The following is a 16937-nucleotide window of genomic DNA, read 5'->3' on the forward strand; positions in this document are numbered from 1 at the left end:
AAGCCCCGTTTTTCATGCCGCCGACCGCCGGCCGGTTTAGAAGCCCTCGCGCGGCACGTGGACGCGGCCTTCCATCAGCACGCGGGCGCTGCGGCTCATGAGGGCCTTGGTGACCTTCCATTCGCCGTCGACCAGCTTTGCCTCGGCGCCGACGCGCAAGGTGCCGGACGGATGGCCGAAGCAGACGTTGTCGCGTTCGCCGCCGCCCGCCGCCAGGTTGACCAGCGTGCCAGGCACTGCCGCGGCAGTGGCGATGGCGACGGACGCGGTGCCCATCATGGCGTGGTGCAGCTTGCCCATGGATAGCGCGCGCACCAGCACGTCGATGTCGCCCGCGCCGATCTTCTTGCCGCTGGAGGACACGTATTCCTTGGGCGCCGCCACGAAGGCGACCTTGGGCGTGTGCTGGCGGCTGGCGGCCTCTTCCAGCGTCTTGATCAGGCCCATGCGCAGCGCGCCGTGGGCGCGGATGGTCTCGAAGCGCGCCAGCGCGGCGGCGTCGCCGTTGATGTCGTCCTGCAGTTCGGTGCCGCGGTAGCCCAGGGCCTCGGCGTCCAGGAAGATCGTGGGGATGCCGGAATTGATCATGGTGGCCTTGAAGGTGCCGATGCCAGGCACTTCCAGGTCGTCCACCAGCTTGCCGGTGGGGAACATGGAGCCGCCGTCGCCTTCCTCGGCCGGGTCCATGAATTCCAGGCGCAGCTCAGCCGCCGGGAAGGTCACGCCGTCCAGTTCGAAGTCGCCGGTTTCCTGCACCGCGCCGCCCGTCATGGGCACGTGCGCGATGATGGTCTTCTGGATGTTGGCCTGCCAGATGCGCACGACGGCCACGCCGTCCTGCGGCACGCGGGCGGGGTCGACCAGACCGTTGGTGATGGCGAACGGGCCGACGGCCGCGGACAGGTTGCCGCAGTTGCCGCTCCAGTCCACGAAGGGCTGGTCGATGGAGACCTGGCCGAACAGGTAGTCCACGTCGTGGTCCGGGCGCGTGCTCTTGCCGATGATGACGGTTTTGCTGGTGCTGGAAGTGGCCGCGCCCATGCCGTCGATCTGCTTGCCGTAGGGATCGGGGCTGCCGATCACGCGCATGAGCAGCGCGTCGCGCGCGGCGCCGGGCGTGCGCGCGGACTCGGGCAGGTCATCGAGCTTGAAGAACACGCCTTTGCTGGTGCCGCCGCGCATGTAGGTGGCGGCTATCTTGGTCTGGGGTGCATGGGTCATGGGGCAGTCCTGATGATGGGTGTTGGGGCGGGCGCCGCGGCGCCCGCCCGGCCGATGGCGGATCAGCCGGCCTTTTTGTCGGCGCCGGAAGCTTCCAGGAAGTCCTGGGCGAAGCGCTGCAGCACGCCGCCGGCTTCGTAGATCGAGACCTCTTCCGCGGTGTCCAGGCGGCAGGTCACGGGGACTTCGACGGTTTCGCCGTTGCGGCGGTGGATCACCAGCGTCAGGTCGGCGCGCGGCTTGCGCTCGCCGATGACGTCATAGCTTTCGGTGCCGTCCAGCCCCAGCGTCTTGCGGTTCACGCCCGCTTTGAATTCCAGGGGCAGCACGCCCATGCCGATCAGGTTGGTGCGGTGGATGCGCTCGAAGCCTTCGGCCACGATGGCTTCCACGCCGGCCAGGCGCACGCCCTTGGCGGCCCAGTCGCGCGACGAGCCCTGGCCGTAGTCGGCGCCCGCCACGATGATCAGCGGCTGCTTGCGGTCCATGTAGGTTTCGATGGCTTCCCACATGCGCATGACCTTGCCTTCGGGTTCCACGCGGGCCAGCGAGCCCTGCTTCACCGTGCCGTCCTCGTTCTTCACCATTTCGTTGTAGAGCTTGGGATTGGCGAAGGTGGCGCGCTGCGCGGTGAGGTGGTCGCCGCGATGGGTGGCGTAGGAGTTGAAGTCCTCTTCGGGCAGGCCCATCTTGTGCAGGTATTCGCCGGCGGCGCTGTCCATCAGGATGGCGTTGGACGGCGACAGGTGGTCGGTGGTGATGTTGTCGCCCAGCACGGCCAGCGGCAGCATGCCGCGCAGCGTGCGTTCGCCAGCCAGCGCGCCTTCCCAGTACGGCGGGCGGCGGATGTAGGTGCTCTGTGCGCGCCAGTCGTACAGCGGGCTGACGGCGGCCTTGCGGTCGTCCTGGATGCCGAACATGGGGGCGTAGACCTTGCGGAACTGCTCGGGCTTGACCGCCGACTTGACCACGGCGTCGATCTCTTCGTCGCTGGGCCAGATGTCCTTGAGGCGGATCTCGCGGCCGGCGGCGTCCGTGCCGAGCACGTCGCGCTCGATGTCAAAGCGGATGGTGCCGGCAATGGCATAGGCCACGACCAGCGGCGGCGAGGCCAGGAAGGCCTGCTTGGCATAGGGATGGATGCGGCCGTCGAAGTTGCGGTTGCCGGACAGCACGGCGGTGGCGTAGAGGTCGCGATCGATGATTTCCTGCTGGATGACGGGATCCAGCGCGCCCGACATGCCGTTGCAAGTGGTACAGGCGAAAGCGACGACGCCGAAGCCCAGCTGTTCCAGTTCCGGGGTCAGGCCGGCTTCGTCCAGGTACAGCGAGACGGCCTTGGATCCGGGCGCCAGCGAGCTCTTGACCCAGGGCTTGCGGGTCAGGCCGGCGCGGTTGGCGTTGCGCGCCAACAGGCCCGCGGCGATGACGTTGCGCGGATTGCTGGTGTTGGTGCAGCTGGTGATGGCGGCGATGATGACGGCGCCGTCGGGCATCTGGCCGGGATTGTTTTCCACCACGCCGGAGATGCCGCGCTCGGCCAGGTCGCTGACCGGCAGGCGGCGGTGCGGATTGGACGGGCCGGCCAGGGTGCGCACCACGCTGGACAGGTCGAAGCGCAGCACGCGCTCGTATTCGGCGTGCTTCAGGCTGTCGGACCACAGGCCCGTGGTCTTGGCGTAGTTCTCGACCAGGGCGATCTGTTCGTCCTCGCGGCCGGTGAGGCGCAGGTAGTCGATGGTCTGCTGGTCAATGGAGAACATCGCGGCCGTGGCGCCGTACTCGGGCGCCATGTTCGAGATGGTGGCGCGATCGCCCAGCGTGAGGCTGGCGGCGCCTGCGCCGTAGAACTCCAGGTAGGCGCCCACGACCTTCTCCTTGCGCAGGAATTCGGTCAGGGTCAGCACGATGTCGGTGGCGGTGATGCCGGGCTGGGCGCGGCCGGTCAGCTCCACGCCGATGATGTCGGGCAGGCGCATCCACGAGGCGCGGCCCAGCATGACGTTCTCGGCTTCCAGGCCGCCCACGCCGATGGCGATCACGCCCAGCGCGTCCACGTGCGGCGTGTGGCTGTCGGTGCCGACCAGCGTGTCGGGGAAGGCCACGCCGTCCTGCGTGTAGATGACGGGCGACATCCGCTCCAGGTTGATCTGGTGCATGATGCCGTTGCCCGGAGGCACGACTTCGATGTTGCGGAAGGCCTGCTTGGTCCAGTCGATGAAATGGAAGCGGTCCTCGTTGCGGCGGTCTTCCACGGCGCGGTTCTTGGCGAAGGCGTCGGGATCGTCGCCGCCGTACTCCACGGCCAGCGAGTGGTCGACGATCAGCTGCACCGGCACTACCGGATTGACCTTGGCGGGGTCGCCGCCCTTGTCGGCGATGGCGTCGCGCAGGCCGGCCAGGTCCACCAGCGCGGTCTGGCCGAGAATGTCATGACAGACCACGCGCGCCGGAAACCACGGGAAATCCAGGTCGCGGCGGCGCTCGATCAGCTGCTTGAGCGCGTCCGTCAGCATGGCCGGATCGCAGCGGCGCACCAGGTTTTCGGCCAGCACGCGCGAGGTGTAGGGCAGGCGGTCGTAGGCCCCGGGCGAAATCGCCTCGACGGCGGCGCGGGTGTCGAAGTAGTCCAGGCGGGTGCCGGGCAGGGGCTTGCGGTAGTTTTGGTTCATGCCTCGGTGCGCTGCAGGTTGCCCTGCGCGATCTGCTGTTCGATGTTGAGACGGGATGCGCGGATGTGGCGGCGCATCAGGATTTCAGCCAACTCGCCATCGCCGTCGGCGATGGCGTCCAGAATGCGGTGATGTTCGGCGTAAGCCTGCCGGGGGCGGTTGGGGGTGGTCGAATACTGGATGCGGTACATCCGCGCCAGCTGGTAGAGCTCGTCGCAGAGCATGCGGAACAGCATCTGGTTGCCGCTGCCCTTGACGATGCGGTAGTGGAAATCGTAGTCGCCTTCCTGCTGGTAGTAGCCCAGCCCGGCCTGGAAGGCTTCGTCGCGCTCGTGCGCTTCCAGCACGGCGCGCAGCTCGGCGATTTCCGAGGGCGGCATGCGTTCGGCGGCCAGGCGGCAGGCCATGCCTTCCAGCGATTCGCGGATTTCGTAGAGTTCGGACAGTTCCTGCTGCGACAGCGACACCACGCGGGCGCCGGCATGGGGCACGCGCACCAGCAGCTTCTGGCCTTCGAGCCGGTGCAGGGCTTCGCGCAGCGGGCCGCGGCTGACGCCGTGGATGCGGGCCAGCTCGGGCTCGGAAATCTTGCTGCCGGGGGCGATTTCACCCTTGACGATAGCGGACTGGATCTTGCGGAAGATGTGTTCCGCAAGCGTCTCGTTATCGCCGGGGACGGCGCCAGGCAGGGTCAGCACCTTGCTCATTGTGTTGACAATCTTTCCGCTACGGGAAGAAAAATTCGAAAAAAAGCGCCTCGTGGCGCAAGATTGTCAACAATTTACCCCGGGGGCAGGGCGGGCGCAAGCCTGGCCCGCCCCGATGGGGCGCAGGACGGACGCCTACCGCTTGTGGTGCACCTCCTGCAAACCATAGACCTGCACGGGCATGCCGACCTGCCGCGCCTTCAACTGAAGCGACAGGTACTGCGAGTAGTGCCGCGACTGGTGCAGGTTGCCGCCATGGAACCAGAGCGCCTCCTGCTGCGTGGGCTTCCACATGTTGCGCTGCTCGCCCTCCCAGGGGCCGGGGTCCTTGGTGGTGTCGGAGCCCAGGCCCCAGCACTTGCCAACCTTGTCGGCGACTTCGCGGTTGATCAGGTCGGCGGCCCAGCCGTTCATCGAGCCGTAGCCGGTGGCGTAGACCACCAGGTCTGCGGGTAGCGTGACGCCGGACTTCAGCACCACGGCGTCGCGCGTCAGGTGGCTGACGTCGGTGCGCGACTGCAGCTTGACGCTGCCGTCGATGATCAGGTCGCAAGCGCCGACGTCGATGTAGTAGCCGGAGCCGCGCCGCAGATACTTCATGAACAGGCCCGAACCGTCATCGCCCCAATCCAGCATGAAGCCGGCTTCTTCCAGCTTGGCGTAGAACCCGGCGTCGCGTTCGCGCATCTGGTCATAGAGCGGGATCTGGAACTGCGCCATGATCTTGTAGGGCAGCGAGGCGAACGTCAGGTCGGCCTTGCGCGTGGTCATGCCGTTGGCCAGCGCCTGCTCGGAATACAGGCCGCCCAGGCCGATGTCCATCAGCGTGTCGGAACGCACGATGTGGGTGGACGAGCGTTGCACCATGGTGACGTTGGCCCCGCCTTCCCATAGCGCCGCGCAGATGTCGTGCGCGGAGTTGTTAGCGCCGATGACGACCACGTTCTTGCCGCGGTAGGCGTCGGGGCCGGGGTGTTGCGAGGAGTGCTGCTGTTCGCCCTGGAATTCATCCTGGCCGGGGAAGCTGGGAACATTGGGCTTGCCGGACATGCCGGTGGCCAGCACCAGCTGCTTGGGCCGCAGCACCACGGGCTTGCCCTCGCGCAGTACCGTGACCTCCCATTCCTGTTTCTGCTCGTCGTAGCGCGCCGACTGGCAGACGGTGGAGGTCCAGTAGTTCAGTTCCATGATCTTTGTGTACATCTCCAGCCAGTCGCCGATCTTGTCCTTGGGCGCGAAAACGGGCCAGTTCTCGGGAAAGGGGATGTAGGGCAGGTGGTCGTACCAGACCGGGTCGTGCAGGCACAGGGACTTGTAGCGCTTCCGCCAGCTGTCGCCGGCGCGTGCGTTCTTTTCGATGATGATGGTCGGCACGTCCAGTTGGCGCAGGCGCGCGCCCAGCGCGATGCCGCCCTGGCCGCCGCCGATGATGAGCACGTAGGGCTGGGTCTGGTAGCCGAGTTCGGCGGCTTCCTGCTCGCGCTTTTCCAGCCAGGTCTGGCGAGTGCGGCTGCTGCCGTGCTCGGCGCCCTTGGGGCGGCGCAGGCCGCTGGGTTCCTCATGCCCCTTGAGTTCGGACATGGTGGTCAGCAGGGTCCAGATCTTGCCGTCCTGGACGCGGATGTGACCGTAGCCGCGGGCCCGGTTGGTCTCGATCTCGATCCAGCCTTGCAGCAGGCCGGCGTCTTCCGATACGGCTTCCTTGGGATCCAGGCTGAAGCGCACCGGCTCCACTTGCGGCAGCTGGTGTTGCAGCATGTCGCGGATCTGGCCATGGCCTTCGAGCGTGCGGATGTTCCAGGTGAACAGCACCAGGTCGCGCCAGTAGCAGTCGTCCTGGAACAGCGCCGCGACGCCATCGATGTCCTTGTTGCCCAGCGCCGTGTTCAGGCGCGCGAGCACGGCGTCCAGGGCGGCGCCGGCTTGATCGGTCTGCATGTCTAGTCTCCTTGCCCGTGGCGGGCGATCGTTGTCGTGGCGGACCGGGGCATGGTCCGCTGGCGGCCCCGGCCTGTGCCGGCCGGTGGGCGTCGATAACGATCAAGCAATCGGCATGCCAGCCCCGGCGCACAGGAGGACGGGGGCGGGATGCCGTGGCGTCGCGCCACACCTGTGGCGCCCGGGTGTGGCGCCCGCGTGTGGCACCCAGCTGTGGCGCCCGGCCGTGGGCCTCAGGAGCGCGAGGCCAGGCCGTGGCGCCGCATCTGGCGATGCACGGTGGAGCGATCCACGCCCAGGCGCCGCGCGGCTTCGGAGACGTTGCCGCCGCAACTGGCCAGCATGGCGCGCAAGGCCGCCTCCGCGGGACTGGCGGCGGCCGCCGCGGGCGCCAGCGCGTCGGGCAGGTCGGCGGGTTCGATCACGCCGTTTTCGCACAGCGCGGCGGCGACCGCGATGGCGTTGGCGAGTTCGCGGATGTTGCCGGGCCAGGCATGCGCCTTCAACGCCATCAGCGCGGCAGGCGCCAGCACGGGGGCGCCGGACTCGTCCTGGTGGCGCGCCAGCAGGCGGGAGATGAGCCATTCCAGGTCGGCGCGCTCGCGCAGCGGCGGCACCGTCAGGGTGGCGGCATTGATGCGGTAATAGAGGTCTTCGCGGAAGCGTCCCTCGCGCACCAGCGCGGCCAGGTCGCGGTGCGAGGCCGACACCAGGCACAGGCGCACGGCGCGCGGAGCGTTCGCGCCGATGGGCGTGACCTCGGATTCGGCCAGCACGCGCAACAGGCGGCTTTGCAGCGCCAGCGGCATGTCGCCGATCTCGTCCAGGAACAGCGTGCCGCCGTCGGATTCCTCGATCAGGCCCTTGCGGCCCTTGGCCGCCGCGCCGGTGTAGGCGCCGGGCAGGTAGCCGAACAGCTCGCTTTCGATCAGCGATTCGGGAATTGCCGCGCAATTCACGGCGACGAAGCGCCCGGCGCGCTGGCTGCCGTCGTGGATGGCGCGGGCCAGGTATTCCTTGCCGACTCCGGTTTCGCCTTGCAGCAGAAGGGGCAGCCCCTGCCGGGCCAATTTGGCTGCGCGCGTCAGCAGGGCCGCCATGCGGGTGTCGCCGCCATCCAGGCCGCGCAGCGCGGACGGCGCGCCGCGCACCGCAACCGAGGCGCCGCGCGCGTGCCGGTTGGGTTCGATGGCGTGCGCGAACAGCGCGTTGCCGTCGCGGGCCGCGATCAAGCGTTGCTGCGGCGCATGGGCGCGGGTGTAGCGCGGCAGGTCATCGAGCTGCACGTCGAAGAAACGGGTGACGGGCTGGCCGATCAGGCCGGCGGGATTGCGCCAGTCCAGGCCGGCGGCGCGCGCCAGCAGTTTGGCGCCGGTATGCGTCATGCCCAGGATGCGGCCGGAGCCGTCCAGCGAGATCGCGGCCTCCGGATCCACGTCCAGGAATTCCGGCGAACGCGCGAAGCGCAGCACCCATTCGTTGCTGGTGCGCGCCATCAGGTTGGCCATCTCGATGCGCCGCGTGGTGCTGGTGACCAGATGCAGCGCCAGGTTCTGGCTGGCTTTCAGGATGGGCGAACTCAGCAGCGAGATGTCCAGCACGGCCGCGAGTTCGCCGTCGGCGTTATAGATGGGCGCGGCGGTGCAGGACAGGGGGGTGTGGGTGTTGTCGAAGTGATCGGTCTGGTGGATGGTGAGGGCTTCGCCGCTTTCCAGGCAGGCGCCCACGGCGCAGGTGCCGGCGCGGCGCTCCGACCATTCCGACCCCAGATACAGTCCAGCCTTGCGCAGGCTGGCGGTCTGCTGCGCATCGCCCAGGAATTCCACGGTGACGCCCTGGCGGTCGGCCAGCAGCAGCACGTAGCTCTGGCCGGCAACCTGGCGGAAAAGATGGTCCAGGCCGGATCGTGCAATGGAAATCAGCGCTTCGGACTGCTGGCGGTGTTCGCGCAGCCGGCCATCCGGCACGATGTAGGCCTCGCAGGCCTGGGCGGGATCCAGCCGGTACTGGTCCAGGCAGCGCAGCCAGCTGCTGACCACGTGCGCGTCGCGCAGGGTGGGGCGGCCCTGGCCGACTTGTTCGATCTCGCGGATATGGGCGGAGTGCAGGGATTCCTGACTAGGCATGTCGTCTCCATGTTGCGCCCGATCTGCGCCGGATCAACGGGCAGCATGCACAGAGGACGACATGCCTGTAAATGCTGGTTATCCAGCATCGGGACGTATGGGGACGCTACAGGTCGACCTTGACCTTGCCGGCCTGCACCAGCCCCGCCACGTCGCGGATTTCCGCCAGCAGCGCCTGTTGCAGCTGCGCGGGCGTGCCGCCGGTGGGCTGGAAGCCCTGTTCGCCCAGCTTGGCGCGCACCGTCTCGGTCTGCAGCGCGCGGTTGATGCCCTGGTTCAGCGCCGCAATGGCGGCTTCCGGCGTGCCGGCCGCGCAATAGGTGCCGAACTGGATCTGCGCCGAGAAGCCGGGGTAGCCGCCTTCCGCCACCGTCGGGATGTCCGGGTACTTGGGCAGGCGTTCCGGGCTGGTCACGGCCAGCACGCGCAGGCGTCCGCCCTGCAGATACGGTTCCACCGCCGCCACGGTGGCGACCACCACCTGGATCTGTCCGCCCAGCAGGTCCGTCATCATCGGGCCCGTGCCGCGGTAGGGCACGTGCAGCATGTCGATGCCGCAGGCGGCCTGCAGCAATTCGGTGGCCAGATGCTGCGGCGTGGCGTTGCCGGGGGAACCGAAGGTCAGCCCCTTGGGCTCGCGCTTGGCCTGGGCGACGAGTTCGCCCAGGGTCTTGGCCGGCAGGTCGGCGTTGACCGCCACCATATACGGCGAACGGGCAATCGGGCAGACGGGCGCCAGTTGCTTGAGTACGTCCTCGGGCGGCTTGGCGTAGTAGCGCACCGAGGGCACCAGGCCGGCGAACAGCAGCACGCTGCCATCCTTGGCGCCGTTGGCGGTGTAGTCGGCGCCCAGCATGCCGCTGGCGCCGGGCTTGTTCTCAACCACCACCGGGCGGTCGAGCGCGCCTTCCAGCGTGGCGGCGATCACCCGGCCCAGCACGTCGGTGCCGCCGCCGGGCGGGAAGGGCACGATGACGCGCAAGGGGGCTTCGCGCGCGCTGGCGGCGCCGCCGAGCGCGGCGCCCAGCGGCGTGAGCGCCAGGGCTGCCATGTTCTTCAGGATGGTTCTGCGATTCATATTGTTTGTCTCCGTATCCACTCTACGCGGGCTAGGCCGCGCTTGGCGCGCCGGCAGCCGGCAGAAAAAACTCATGCAGCGCCGCCGCCACGATGGCGGGCTCTTCCACCGGCAGCATGTGCCGCTGGTCCGGCACCACCTGCGCCTGCGCATGGGGCAGCGCCTTGGCCAGTTCCCGCGTCATGCGCGGGGTCGAGCCGACGTCCAGCTCGCCCGTCAGCACGAGGGCGGGGCAGGCGATATCGGGTGCGGCCTGCGCCAGGATCGGGTCGCCCTGCGCGAACACGCGGTAGGCGGCCAGGAAGCTGGCGCGGTCGTTGTCCAGCAGGCGCTGGCCGATGCCGGCCACGCGCTCGGGACGCCGGGCCTGGAACGCGGGCGTGAACCAGCGCTGCAGCGAGACCTGGGCCGCGGCTGCGGGATCCTGCGTGGCCGCCGCTTCCAGCCGCGCCAGCACGGCACGCGTTTCGTCCGCGCTGCGGCGGAATACCGTGCTCAACAAGGCCAGGCGGGTGACGCGCCGCGGGCGGGCGGCGGCATAGGCGCCCGCGATCAGGCCGCCCATGGAATAGCCCAGCAGATTGGCGCTTTGCCAGCCGGCGCGGTCCAGTTCCGCGTCCAGCTGCGCGATGTAGTCCTGTACCCTCACCCCATCGGCGACAGCGGGGGCGCGGCCATGGCCCAGCATGTCGTAGCGCAGCACCTCGAAATGCGGTTCCAGCAGCGGCGCCAGATCGTCCCACAAGGTGTGGTCCAGGCCGACGCCATGCAGCAGCACCAGCGGCGCGCCGCGGCCCGAACGCCGAACATGCGCGCTCATTTGGCTTGCGCCTCGCGTTCCAGTTCCTGCAGGTCGGAGTAGCGGTTGCCGATCCGATGATGCGGACGGCCCGAGGTCGCCGCGCCCAGGGCGATCACGATTTCGTCCGGCGCGGGCGCGTCGTTGATGGTGGTCTGCACGGTCAGGTAGTGCGAGCGCAGGCCTTCGTCGAGCTTGTGCATCAGCGGCACGGTGATCACGCAGCCGGGGCCGCCGCGCATATTGGTGAAGCTCAGGTAGCTGGTGCCGCCGACCGCGCCGCGATAGGCATTGCCAAAGCGCAGCGTGTGGATCAGGGCCGAGGCGTGTTCGACTTCGCCGGCAGTGCCCACGACCGCCGCCTTGCCATAGGCTTCAACCTGGTCGGCCGAGCCGGCCTGGCGCAGGATTTCCGCGACCAGCAGCTCGCCCAGCGGCGGCGCGGCTTCCAGGATCTTGGGCCTCAGGTCTTCCTGGAACGGCAGGCCGGCCCAAGGATTGCGGATCACGGCCGCGGCGATGACCATCACCAGCGGGCGCTCGGCCTCGCGGCCGCCTTCGATCAGGGTTTTTTCCACATAGCTGACTACCTTGCGCACTTGCAAAGACATAACCGCTGCTCCAGTACCTGTAGGAATGAAAGACGCGGCCATTGTTGAAGGCGAAGCGGATTTTTGACAATCCAAATTAACTCAAGTTAATTTCGGAAAATCCGAATTTTCTACAGCCTTCAAGCCATGTCCGCGCCCTTGAAAATCCAGCATCTGCGCCAGTTCCTGTTGGCGGCCGACCATGGCAGTTTCCGCCTGGCGGCCGAAGGCACGTTCCGCTCGCAGGCAGCCGTGTCGGCGGCCATGCAGGATCTGGAGCAGCAGCTGGGCGCGCCGCTGTTCGAACCCGGCAAGCGCGCGCAGCTCACGCCCCTGGGCATTGCCGTGGCCCCGCTGTTCCGCGAACTGCTGTCCACCCACGACCGGGTGCTGGACGCGGCGCGTCAATTCGGCCTGGGCAGCCAGGGACCGGTGTCGCTGGCGGTGATGCCGTCGCTGGCCGACGAGTGGCTGCCGCGCCTGCTGGAGCGCTACGCGCGCAGCCACCCCGCGATCCGCATCCGCGCCGTCGACGAGTCCTCGCAGGACGTGCACCGCCTGGTGCTGAGCGGCGAGGTCCAGGTAGGGGTGGCGGGACAAGTACCGCGCACCACGGAAGTGGCGTTCGCGCCGGTGGCGCGCGACGCATTCGGCCTAGTGTGCCGCAAGAGCCATCCGTTGGCGCGGCGGCGCGGCCCCGTGCCCTGGTCGGCGTTGGCGGACGAACGCCTGATAGGCAATGCCACCTTCGACACGCTGAAGAACCGGCAACTGGGCAGCGCCATCGAGGACCCGTTCATGGTGGTGTCGAACCGCGCGTCGTTGCTGGCCAGCGTGTTCAGCGGCCTGGGCGTGACCGTGCTGCCGGTGCTGGCGCGGCCGGCGGCCGCGACCGGCCTGGCCTTCGTGCCGCTGGCCGAACCCACGGTCGAGCGCATCGTCGGCGTGCTGACCCGCAAGGAAGAAACGCTGCTGCCGTCCGTCGCGGCCATGCATGCGCTGGCCCTGCGTTCCTTGGCCCAGTTCACGCGCCGCAAGGGCGCGATCCTGGTATAGCGGCCAGGCGTGCCGCGGCGCTAGACGCCGCAGGCGTAGATCATGAACTGGCGGAAGGCCTCGGCGGGCTTGGCCAGCCGCGCTTGCTGATGCCACAGCAGCCCGGCCTCCATGGGCGGGACGGCGTCGGTAATGGGTACGGCCTCGATCTTGCGGCCTTCCAGCGACCACGGACGGTAGACCATGTCCGACAGCATCGTGACGCCGAAGCCATGCGCAACCAGCCCGCGCAGCGCCTCCATCGAACGAGTGCGGAACGCGATATCAGGCTGCAGGCCATGGGCGCGCCAATAGGCCAGCGCGGAGCGCTCGCCTTCGTCCATTTCCAGCAGGATGTAGGGATAGCCGGCAATATCGGCCAGCGACGGCGCCGACGCCTGCGCCAGCGGATGGCCGGACGCGGTCCATAGCTGCCGCCGCGAGCGCACCAGCACCTGGTTTCCGAAGCGCTCGCGCCGTTCCACGTTGGACAGCAGCGCCACGCCCAGTTCGACCTCGCCGCTGGTCACCGCGGCTTCGATCTCGGGCCGGTCCAGGTCGACCAGGTCCAGCTCCACGTCGGGATAGCGCCGCCGGAAGCGCGCCAGCAGATCTGGCAGGAAGTAGCCCAGCACCGTGTAGGACGCGGCGATCCTCACTGCGCCGCGCAGCGCATAGCGCTGGAAGCCGGGCTCGCGCAGGGCGTCGTCCAGCGAATCGAGCACTTCACGTGCGCGCTGGTGGAAGTTATGCCCTTCGGGCGTCAGGGTGACGCCATGGGGATGGCGGTCGAACAGGCGCACGCCCAGTTGCGCCTCCAGCGCCAGCACGGCATTGGTGACCGCGGATTGGGAGACATGCTCGTCGGCGGCGGCCATGGAAAACCGGCCGGTCCGGGCGGCGGCCGCGAAGTAGCGCAGCTGCCGCAAGGTGACGTCGTTAGCCATCTGTTTATCGAATATCTGATACCTGAATATATGAATATACGATAGCCAGCCTGGTTCCTACACTGCGGCAAAACACCAAGAACCGGAACGCAGGAGACAAGCGTGGACACCCCCCTTTCCGCAGGCGCGGCCGATACCCATGGCCTGACGCTGGACGACAAGTACACCCGCAGCCAAGGGCGCATCTATCTGAGCGGCACCCAGGCCCTGGTACGGCTGCCGCTGCTGCAAAAGCAGCGCGACCTGCAGGCCGGCCTGAACACCGGCGGCTACATCTCGGGCTACCGCGGCTCGCCGCTGGGCGGGCTGGACCAGGCGCTGTGGAAGGCCAAGCGCCACCTGCAGGCCAACGACGTGGTGTTCCAGCCGGGCGTGAACGAAGACCTGGCCGCCACGGCGGTATGGGGTTCGCAACAGCTGAACCTGTTTCCGGGCGCGGCGCGCGATGGCGTGTTCGGCATGTGGTACGGCAAGGGGCCTGGCGTGGACCGGTCGGTGGACGTGCTCAAGCACGCCAACTCCGCCGGCAGCTCGGCGCATGGCGGCGTGCTGATGCTGGCGGGCGACGATCATGCCGCCAAGTCCTCGTCGGTGGCGCACCAGTCCGAGCACGTGCTGATCGCCAGCGGCATACCGGTGTTGTATCCGTCCAATGTGCAGGAATACCTGGACTATGGCTTGCACGGCTGGGCCATGAGCCGCTACACCGGCCTGTGGGTGGCGATGAAGTGCGTGACCGACGTGGTCGAATCCAGCGCTTCGGTGGAAGTGGATCCGGACCGGGTGCAGATTGTGCTGCCCGAGGACGCCTTGCCCGAAGGCGGACTGAACATCCGCTGGCCTGACACGCCGCTGGCGCAGGAGGCGCGGCTGCTGGATCACAAGTGGTATGCGGCGCTGGCCTATGTGCGCGCCAACAAGCTGAACCGCGTGGTGCTGGATTCGCCGCAGGCGCACTTCGGCATCATGACGGCCGGCAAGGCGTATCTGGACGTGCGCCAGGCGCTCAATGACCTGGGCCTGGACGAGGCCGCCTGTCGCGAGGCCGGCATACGCGTGTTGAAGGTGGGCTGCATCTGGCCGCTGGACGCGCAGGATGCGCGCGAATTCGCCACTGGCCTGAAAGAGATCCTGGTGGTGGAGGAAAAGCGCCAGATCCTGGAGTACGCGCTGAAGGAAGAACTCTACAACTGGCGCGACGACGTGCGGCCGCGCGTCTACGGCAAGTTCGACGAGCGCGACAACGGCGGCGGCGAATGGTCCACGCCGCGCGGCGGCTGGCTGCTGCCCGCGCGCCACGAGCTGTCGCCGGCCCTGATCGCCCGCGCCATCGCCGCGCGCCTGGAGAAAGCCGACCTGTCGGACGCGCTGCGGGCGCGCATCGCGGCGCGGCTGGCGGTGATCGACGCCAAGGAGCGCGAGGCTGCCCGCCCCACGCTGGTGGAAGAGCGCAAGCCCTGGTTCTGTTCGGGCTGTCCGCATAATACCTCCACCCGCGTGCCCGAAGGCTCGCGCGCGGTCGCCGGCATCGGCTGCCATTACATGGCGATGTGGATGGACCGCAAGACCGACACCTTCAGCCAGATGGGCGGCGAAGGCGTTGCCTGGCTGGGCCAGAAGGACTTCACCACTGAGCGCCACATCTTCGCCAACCTGGGCGACGGCACCTATTTCCATTCGGGGCTGCTGGCCATACGCGCGGCAGTCGCCGCGCACGCCAGCATTACCTACAAGATCCTCTACAACGACGCCGTCGCGATGACGGGCGGGCAGCCGGTGGACGGCGTGCTCACGGTGCCGCAGATCGCCGCGCAGATGCAGGCCGAAGGCGTGGTCCAGACCGTGGTGGTGACCGACGAGCCGGAAAAGTACGCCGGCGCCGCCGCGCTGCCGCAGGGCGTGGCAGTGCACCACCGCAAGGCGCTGGACGACGTGCAGCGCGCCTTGCGCGACGTCGCAGGCACGACGGTGCTGATCTACGACCAGACCTGCGCCACCGAGAAGCGCCGCCGCCGCAAGCGCGGCGAGTATCCCGACCCGCAGCGCCGCGCCTTCATCAACGAGTCGGTCTGCGAAGGCTGCGGCGATTGTTCGGTGCAATCCAACTGCCTGTCGGTCGAGCCGCTGGACACGCCGCTGGGCACGAAGCGCCGCATCAACCAGTCGTCCTGCAACAAGGACTTCTCCTGCGTGGAGGGCTTTTGCCCCAGTTTTGTCACGGCGGAAGGCGCGACGCTGCGCAAGCCGGGCACGGGCAGGAATCTCCCCGCGTTGGCCGAACCGCCGCAGCCCGACCTGGCGGAAATCCGCCCGCCAGGGGCCTACCGCGTGGTGATCGCGGGCGTGGGCGGCACTGGCGTCGTGACCGTCGGCGCGCTGCTGGGAGCCGCCGCGCATCTTGAAGGCAAGGGCGTGACCGTGCTGGACATGGCCGGGCTGGCGCAGAAAGGCGGCGCCGTGCTCAGCCACGTGCAACTGGCCAATCGTCCCGCGGACCTGCATGCCACGCGCGTGGCGCTGGGCGAGGCGGATCTGGTCATCGGCTGCGATGCGCTGGTGGCGGCGTCGCCGGAAGTGCTGTCGCGCCTGCGGCCGGACCATGGCCGCGCCGTGGTGAACAGCAGCGCCGCGCCGACGGCGGCTTTCCTGTCGCAGCCGAGCTGGCGGTTTCCCGGCGCGCAGGCCGAAGCCGCGCTGGCGCGCAGCACGGGCGGCAATTGCGACTTCATCGAGGCCGGTCCGCTGGCCGAAGCTCTGCTCGGCGACACCATCTACGCCAACCCGCTGCTGCTGGGCTACGCCTGGCAGCAGGGCGGGCTGCCGCTGGCGCTGGACAGCCTGCGGCGCGCCATCGAACTGAACGGCGTCTCGGTCGAGAAGAACCTGGCCGCCTTCGAACTGGGCCGGCAAGCCGCGCATCATGGCGCCGCCGCGCTCAAGCCGGCGCCGCGAGCGCAGGTGATGGCCCTGCCGGAGTCCCTGGACGGCCAGATCCAGCGGCTGGCGCAACACGTGCGCGCCTACCAGGACGAGGCCTACGCCGCGCGCTTCTTGGAGGCGGTGGCGGCGGTGCGCGCGCGTGAGGCCACGTTGGCGGATCCGCAGCGTTTCGAAGTCACGCAGACGGTCGCGCGCAATCTCGCCAAGCTCATGACCTACAAGGACGAATACGAGGTGGCCCGTCTGTACGTGGACCCCGCCTTCAAGGCCCGGCTGCGCCAGCAGTTCGAAGGTGAGCCTGGCCGCGACTACCAGCTGCGCTATCACCTGGCTCCGCCCGCGCTGGCGCGCCGCGACGCGCGCGGACGCCTGCAGAAGCGCGCCTACGGTTCGTGGATGGGGCTGGCGTTTCGCGCGCTGGCGCCCATGAAGCGGCTGCGCGGCACCTGGCTGGACGTGTTCGGCAAGACCGCCGAACGCCGCATGGAGCGTCAACTGGCGGCCGACTATCTGGCGCTGGCCGGGGAGTTCTCGCGCACGCTGGACGCGGCCAATCGCGCCACGGCGCTGGAACTGGCCGCGCTGCCGGACACGATCCGCGGCTATGGCCATGTCAAAGAGAAAAACGTCGAAGGGGCGCGCGCGCGGGAAGCCGGGCTGTGGGAGCAGTACCGCGCACCGGCGCGGGAAACGCTGGCGGCCTGAGACCACTCCACCGGCTGGATGGCCATCCAGCCGCCCAGCCCGCCATTAGGGATTCCCGCCACTTTGGGCCGGCCGAAGCCATGCTTAAGCATTTCTCAATAGGCAGACTCGGGGGCTTGCGTCAGAGTTCTGCATCATGAAACGGCCGCCAGACGCCGTTGCCCGCCGCGCCACCGAGC

General features: G+C 68.5%; 11 protein-coding genes. 2 read left to right on the forward strand and 9 right to left on the reverse strand.

What is annotated here, in order from left to right; translation table 11 throughout:
- Nucleotides 1–36: 36 nt before the first annotated feature.
- The 8 genes from prpF to NGK62_RS15510 form a co-directional block, all read right to left on the reverse strand.
- On the reverse strand, nucleotides 37–1221 hold the full coding sequence (gene prpF, locus NGK62_RS15475; protein ID WP_251879049.1) for a 2-methylaconitate cis-trans isomerase PrpF: 1185 nt from the start codon (nucleotides 1219–1221) through the stop codon (nucleotides 37–39).
- 62 nt (nucleotides 1222–1283) lie between these two features.
- Complete coding sequence (gene acnD, locus NGK62_RS15480) at nucleotides 1284–3893, reverse strand: Fe/S-dependent 2-methylisocitrate dehydratase AcnD (RefSeq protein WP_118931574.1); 2610 nt, start codon at nucleotides 3891–3893, stop codon at nucleotides 1284–1286.
- Nucleotides 3890–4600, reverse strand: a complete 711-nt coding sequence (locus NGK62_RS15485; protein ID WP_059371233.1) for a GntR family transcriptional regulator — start codon at nucleotides 4598–4600, stop codon at nucleotides 3890–3892. The genes acnD and NGK62_RS15485 overlap by 4 nt, the downstream gene beginning before the upstream one ends.
- A 135-nt stretch (nucleotides 4601–4735) precedes the next feature.
- Entirely contained in the window at nucleotides 4736–6538 is a 1803-nt protein-coding gene (locus NGK62_RS15490) for an NAD(P)/FAD-dependent oxidoreductase (RefSeq protein WP_059371234.1), read from the reverse strand.
- Between the two features lie 233 nt (nucleotides 6539–6771).
- Nucleotides 6772–8664: a sigma-54-dependent Fis family transcriptional regulator gene (locus tag NGK62_RS15495; RefSeq protein WP_251879051.1), complete on the reverse strand. Its 1893-nt coding sequence runs from the start codon at nucleotides 8662–8664 to the stop codon at nucleotides 6772–6774.
- Between the two features lie 106 nt (nucleotides 8665–8770).
- Entirely contained in the window at nucleotides 8771–9742 is a 972-nt protein-coding gene (locus tag NGK62_RS15500; protein ID WP_054452078.1) for a Bug family tripartite tricarboxylate transporter substrate binding protein, read from the reverse strand.
- 31 nt (nucleotides 9743–9773) lie between these two features.
- Nucleotides 9774–10562 carry an alpha/beta fold hydrolase gene (locus tag NGK62_RS15505; protein WP_251879053.1) on the reverse strand — a complete coding sequence of 263 codons (789 nt, stop codon included), beginning with the start codon at nucleotides 10560–10562 and terminating at the stop codon, nucleotides 9774–9776.
- Complete coding sequence (locus NGK62_RS15510) at nucleotides 10559–11152, reverse strand: amino acid synthesis family protein (RefSeq protein WP_088142851.1); 594 nt, start codon at nucleotides 11150–11152, stop codon at nucleotides 10559–10561. Before NGK62_RS15510 ends, NGK62_RS15505 begins: the two co-directional genes overlap by 4 nt.
- 126 nt (nucleotides 11153–11278) lie before the next feature.
- Here NGK62_RS15510 and NGK62_RS15515 point away from each other — a divergent pair, with 126 nt between their 5' ends.
- Nucleotides 11279–12187 carry a LysR family transcriptional regulator gene (locus tag NGK62_RS15515; RefSeq protein WP_251879056.1) on the forward strand — a complete coding sequence of 303 codons (909 nt, stop codon included), beginning with the start codon at nucleotides 11279–11281 and terminating at the stop codon, nucleotides 12185–12187.
- Nucleotides 12188–12207: 20 nt separating this feature from the next.
- Here NGK62_RS15515 and NGK62_RS15520 read toward each other — a convergent pair whose 3' ends face one another.
- Nucleotides 12208–13113 carry a LysR substrate-binding domain-containing protein gene (locus tag NGK62_RS15520; protein ID WP_251879058.1) on the reverse strand — a complete coding sequence of 302 codons (906 nt, stop codon included), beginning with the start codon at nucleotides 13111–13113 and terminating at the stop codon, nucleotides 12208–12210.
- Between the two features lie 102 nt (nucleotides 13114–13215).
- Between NGK62_RS15520 and NGK62_RS15525 the strand changes: the two genes are divergently transcribed.
- Complete coding sequence (locus NGK62_RS15525) at nucleotides 13216–16758, forward strand: indolepyruvate ferredoxin oxidoreductase family protein (RefSeq protein WP_251879060.1); 3543 nt, start codon at nucleotides 13216–13218, stop codon at nucleotides 16756–16758.
- The last annotated feature ends 179 nt before the right edge of the window (nucleotides 16759–16937 follow it).

The sequence above is a fragment of the Achromobacter sp. Marseille-Q4954 genome (genome assembly GCF_943737025.1).
In the GTDB taxonomy this organism is placed as follows: Bacteria; Pseudomonadota; Gammaproteobacteria; order Burkholderiales; family Burkholderiaceae_B; genus Achromobacter; species Achromobacter bronchisepticus_A.

Bases quoted from the DNA above. Each gene is read 5' to 3' on its own strand.
- prpF (WP_251879049.1), bottom strand. From the start codon at position 1,221: ATGACCCATGCACCCCAGACCAAGATAGCCGCCACCTACATGCGCGGC.
- acnD (WP_118931574.1), bottom strand. From the start codon at position 3,893: ATGAACCAAAACTACCGCAAGCCCCTGCCCGGCACCCGCCTGGACTAC.
- NGK62_RS15485 (WP_059371233.1), bottom strand. From the start codon at position 4,600: ATGAGCAAGGTGCTGACCCTGCCTGGCGCCGTCCCCGGCGATAACGAG.
- NGK62_RS15490 (WP_059371234.1), bottom strand. From the start codon at position 6,538: ATGCAGACCGATCAAGCCGGCGCCGCCCTGGACGCCGTGCTCGCGCGC.
- NGK62_RS15495 (WP_251879051.1), bottom strand. From the start codon at position 8,664: ATGCCTAGTCAGGAATCCCTGCACTCCGCCCATATCCGCGAGATCGAA.
- NGK62_RS15500 (WP_054452078.1), bottom strand. From the start codon at position 9,742: ATGAATCGCAGAACCATCCTGAAGAACATGGCAGCCCTGGCGCTCACG.
- NGK62_RS15505 (WP_251879053.1), bottom strand. From the start codon at position 10,562: ATGAGCGCGCATGTTCGGCGTTCGGGCCGCGGCGCGCCGCTGGTGCTG.
- NGK62_RS15510 (WP_088142851.1), bottom strand. From the start codon at position 11,152: ATGTCTTTGCAAGTGCGCAAGGTAGTCAGCTATGTGGAAAAAACCCTG.
- NGK62_RS15515 (WP_251879056.1), top strand. From the start codon at position 11,279: ATGTCCGCGCCCTTGAAAATCCAGCATCTGCGCCAGTTCCTGTTGGCG.
- NGK62_RS15520 (WP_251879058.1), bottom strand. From the start codon at position 13,113: ATGGCTAACGACGTCACCTTGCGGCAGCTGCGCTACTTCGCGGCCGCC.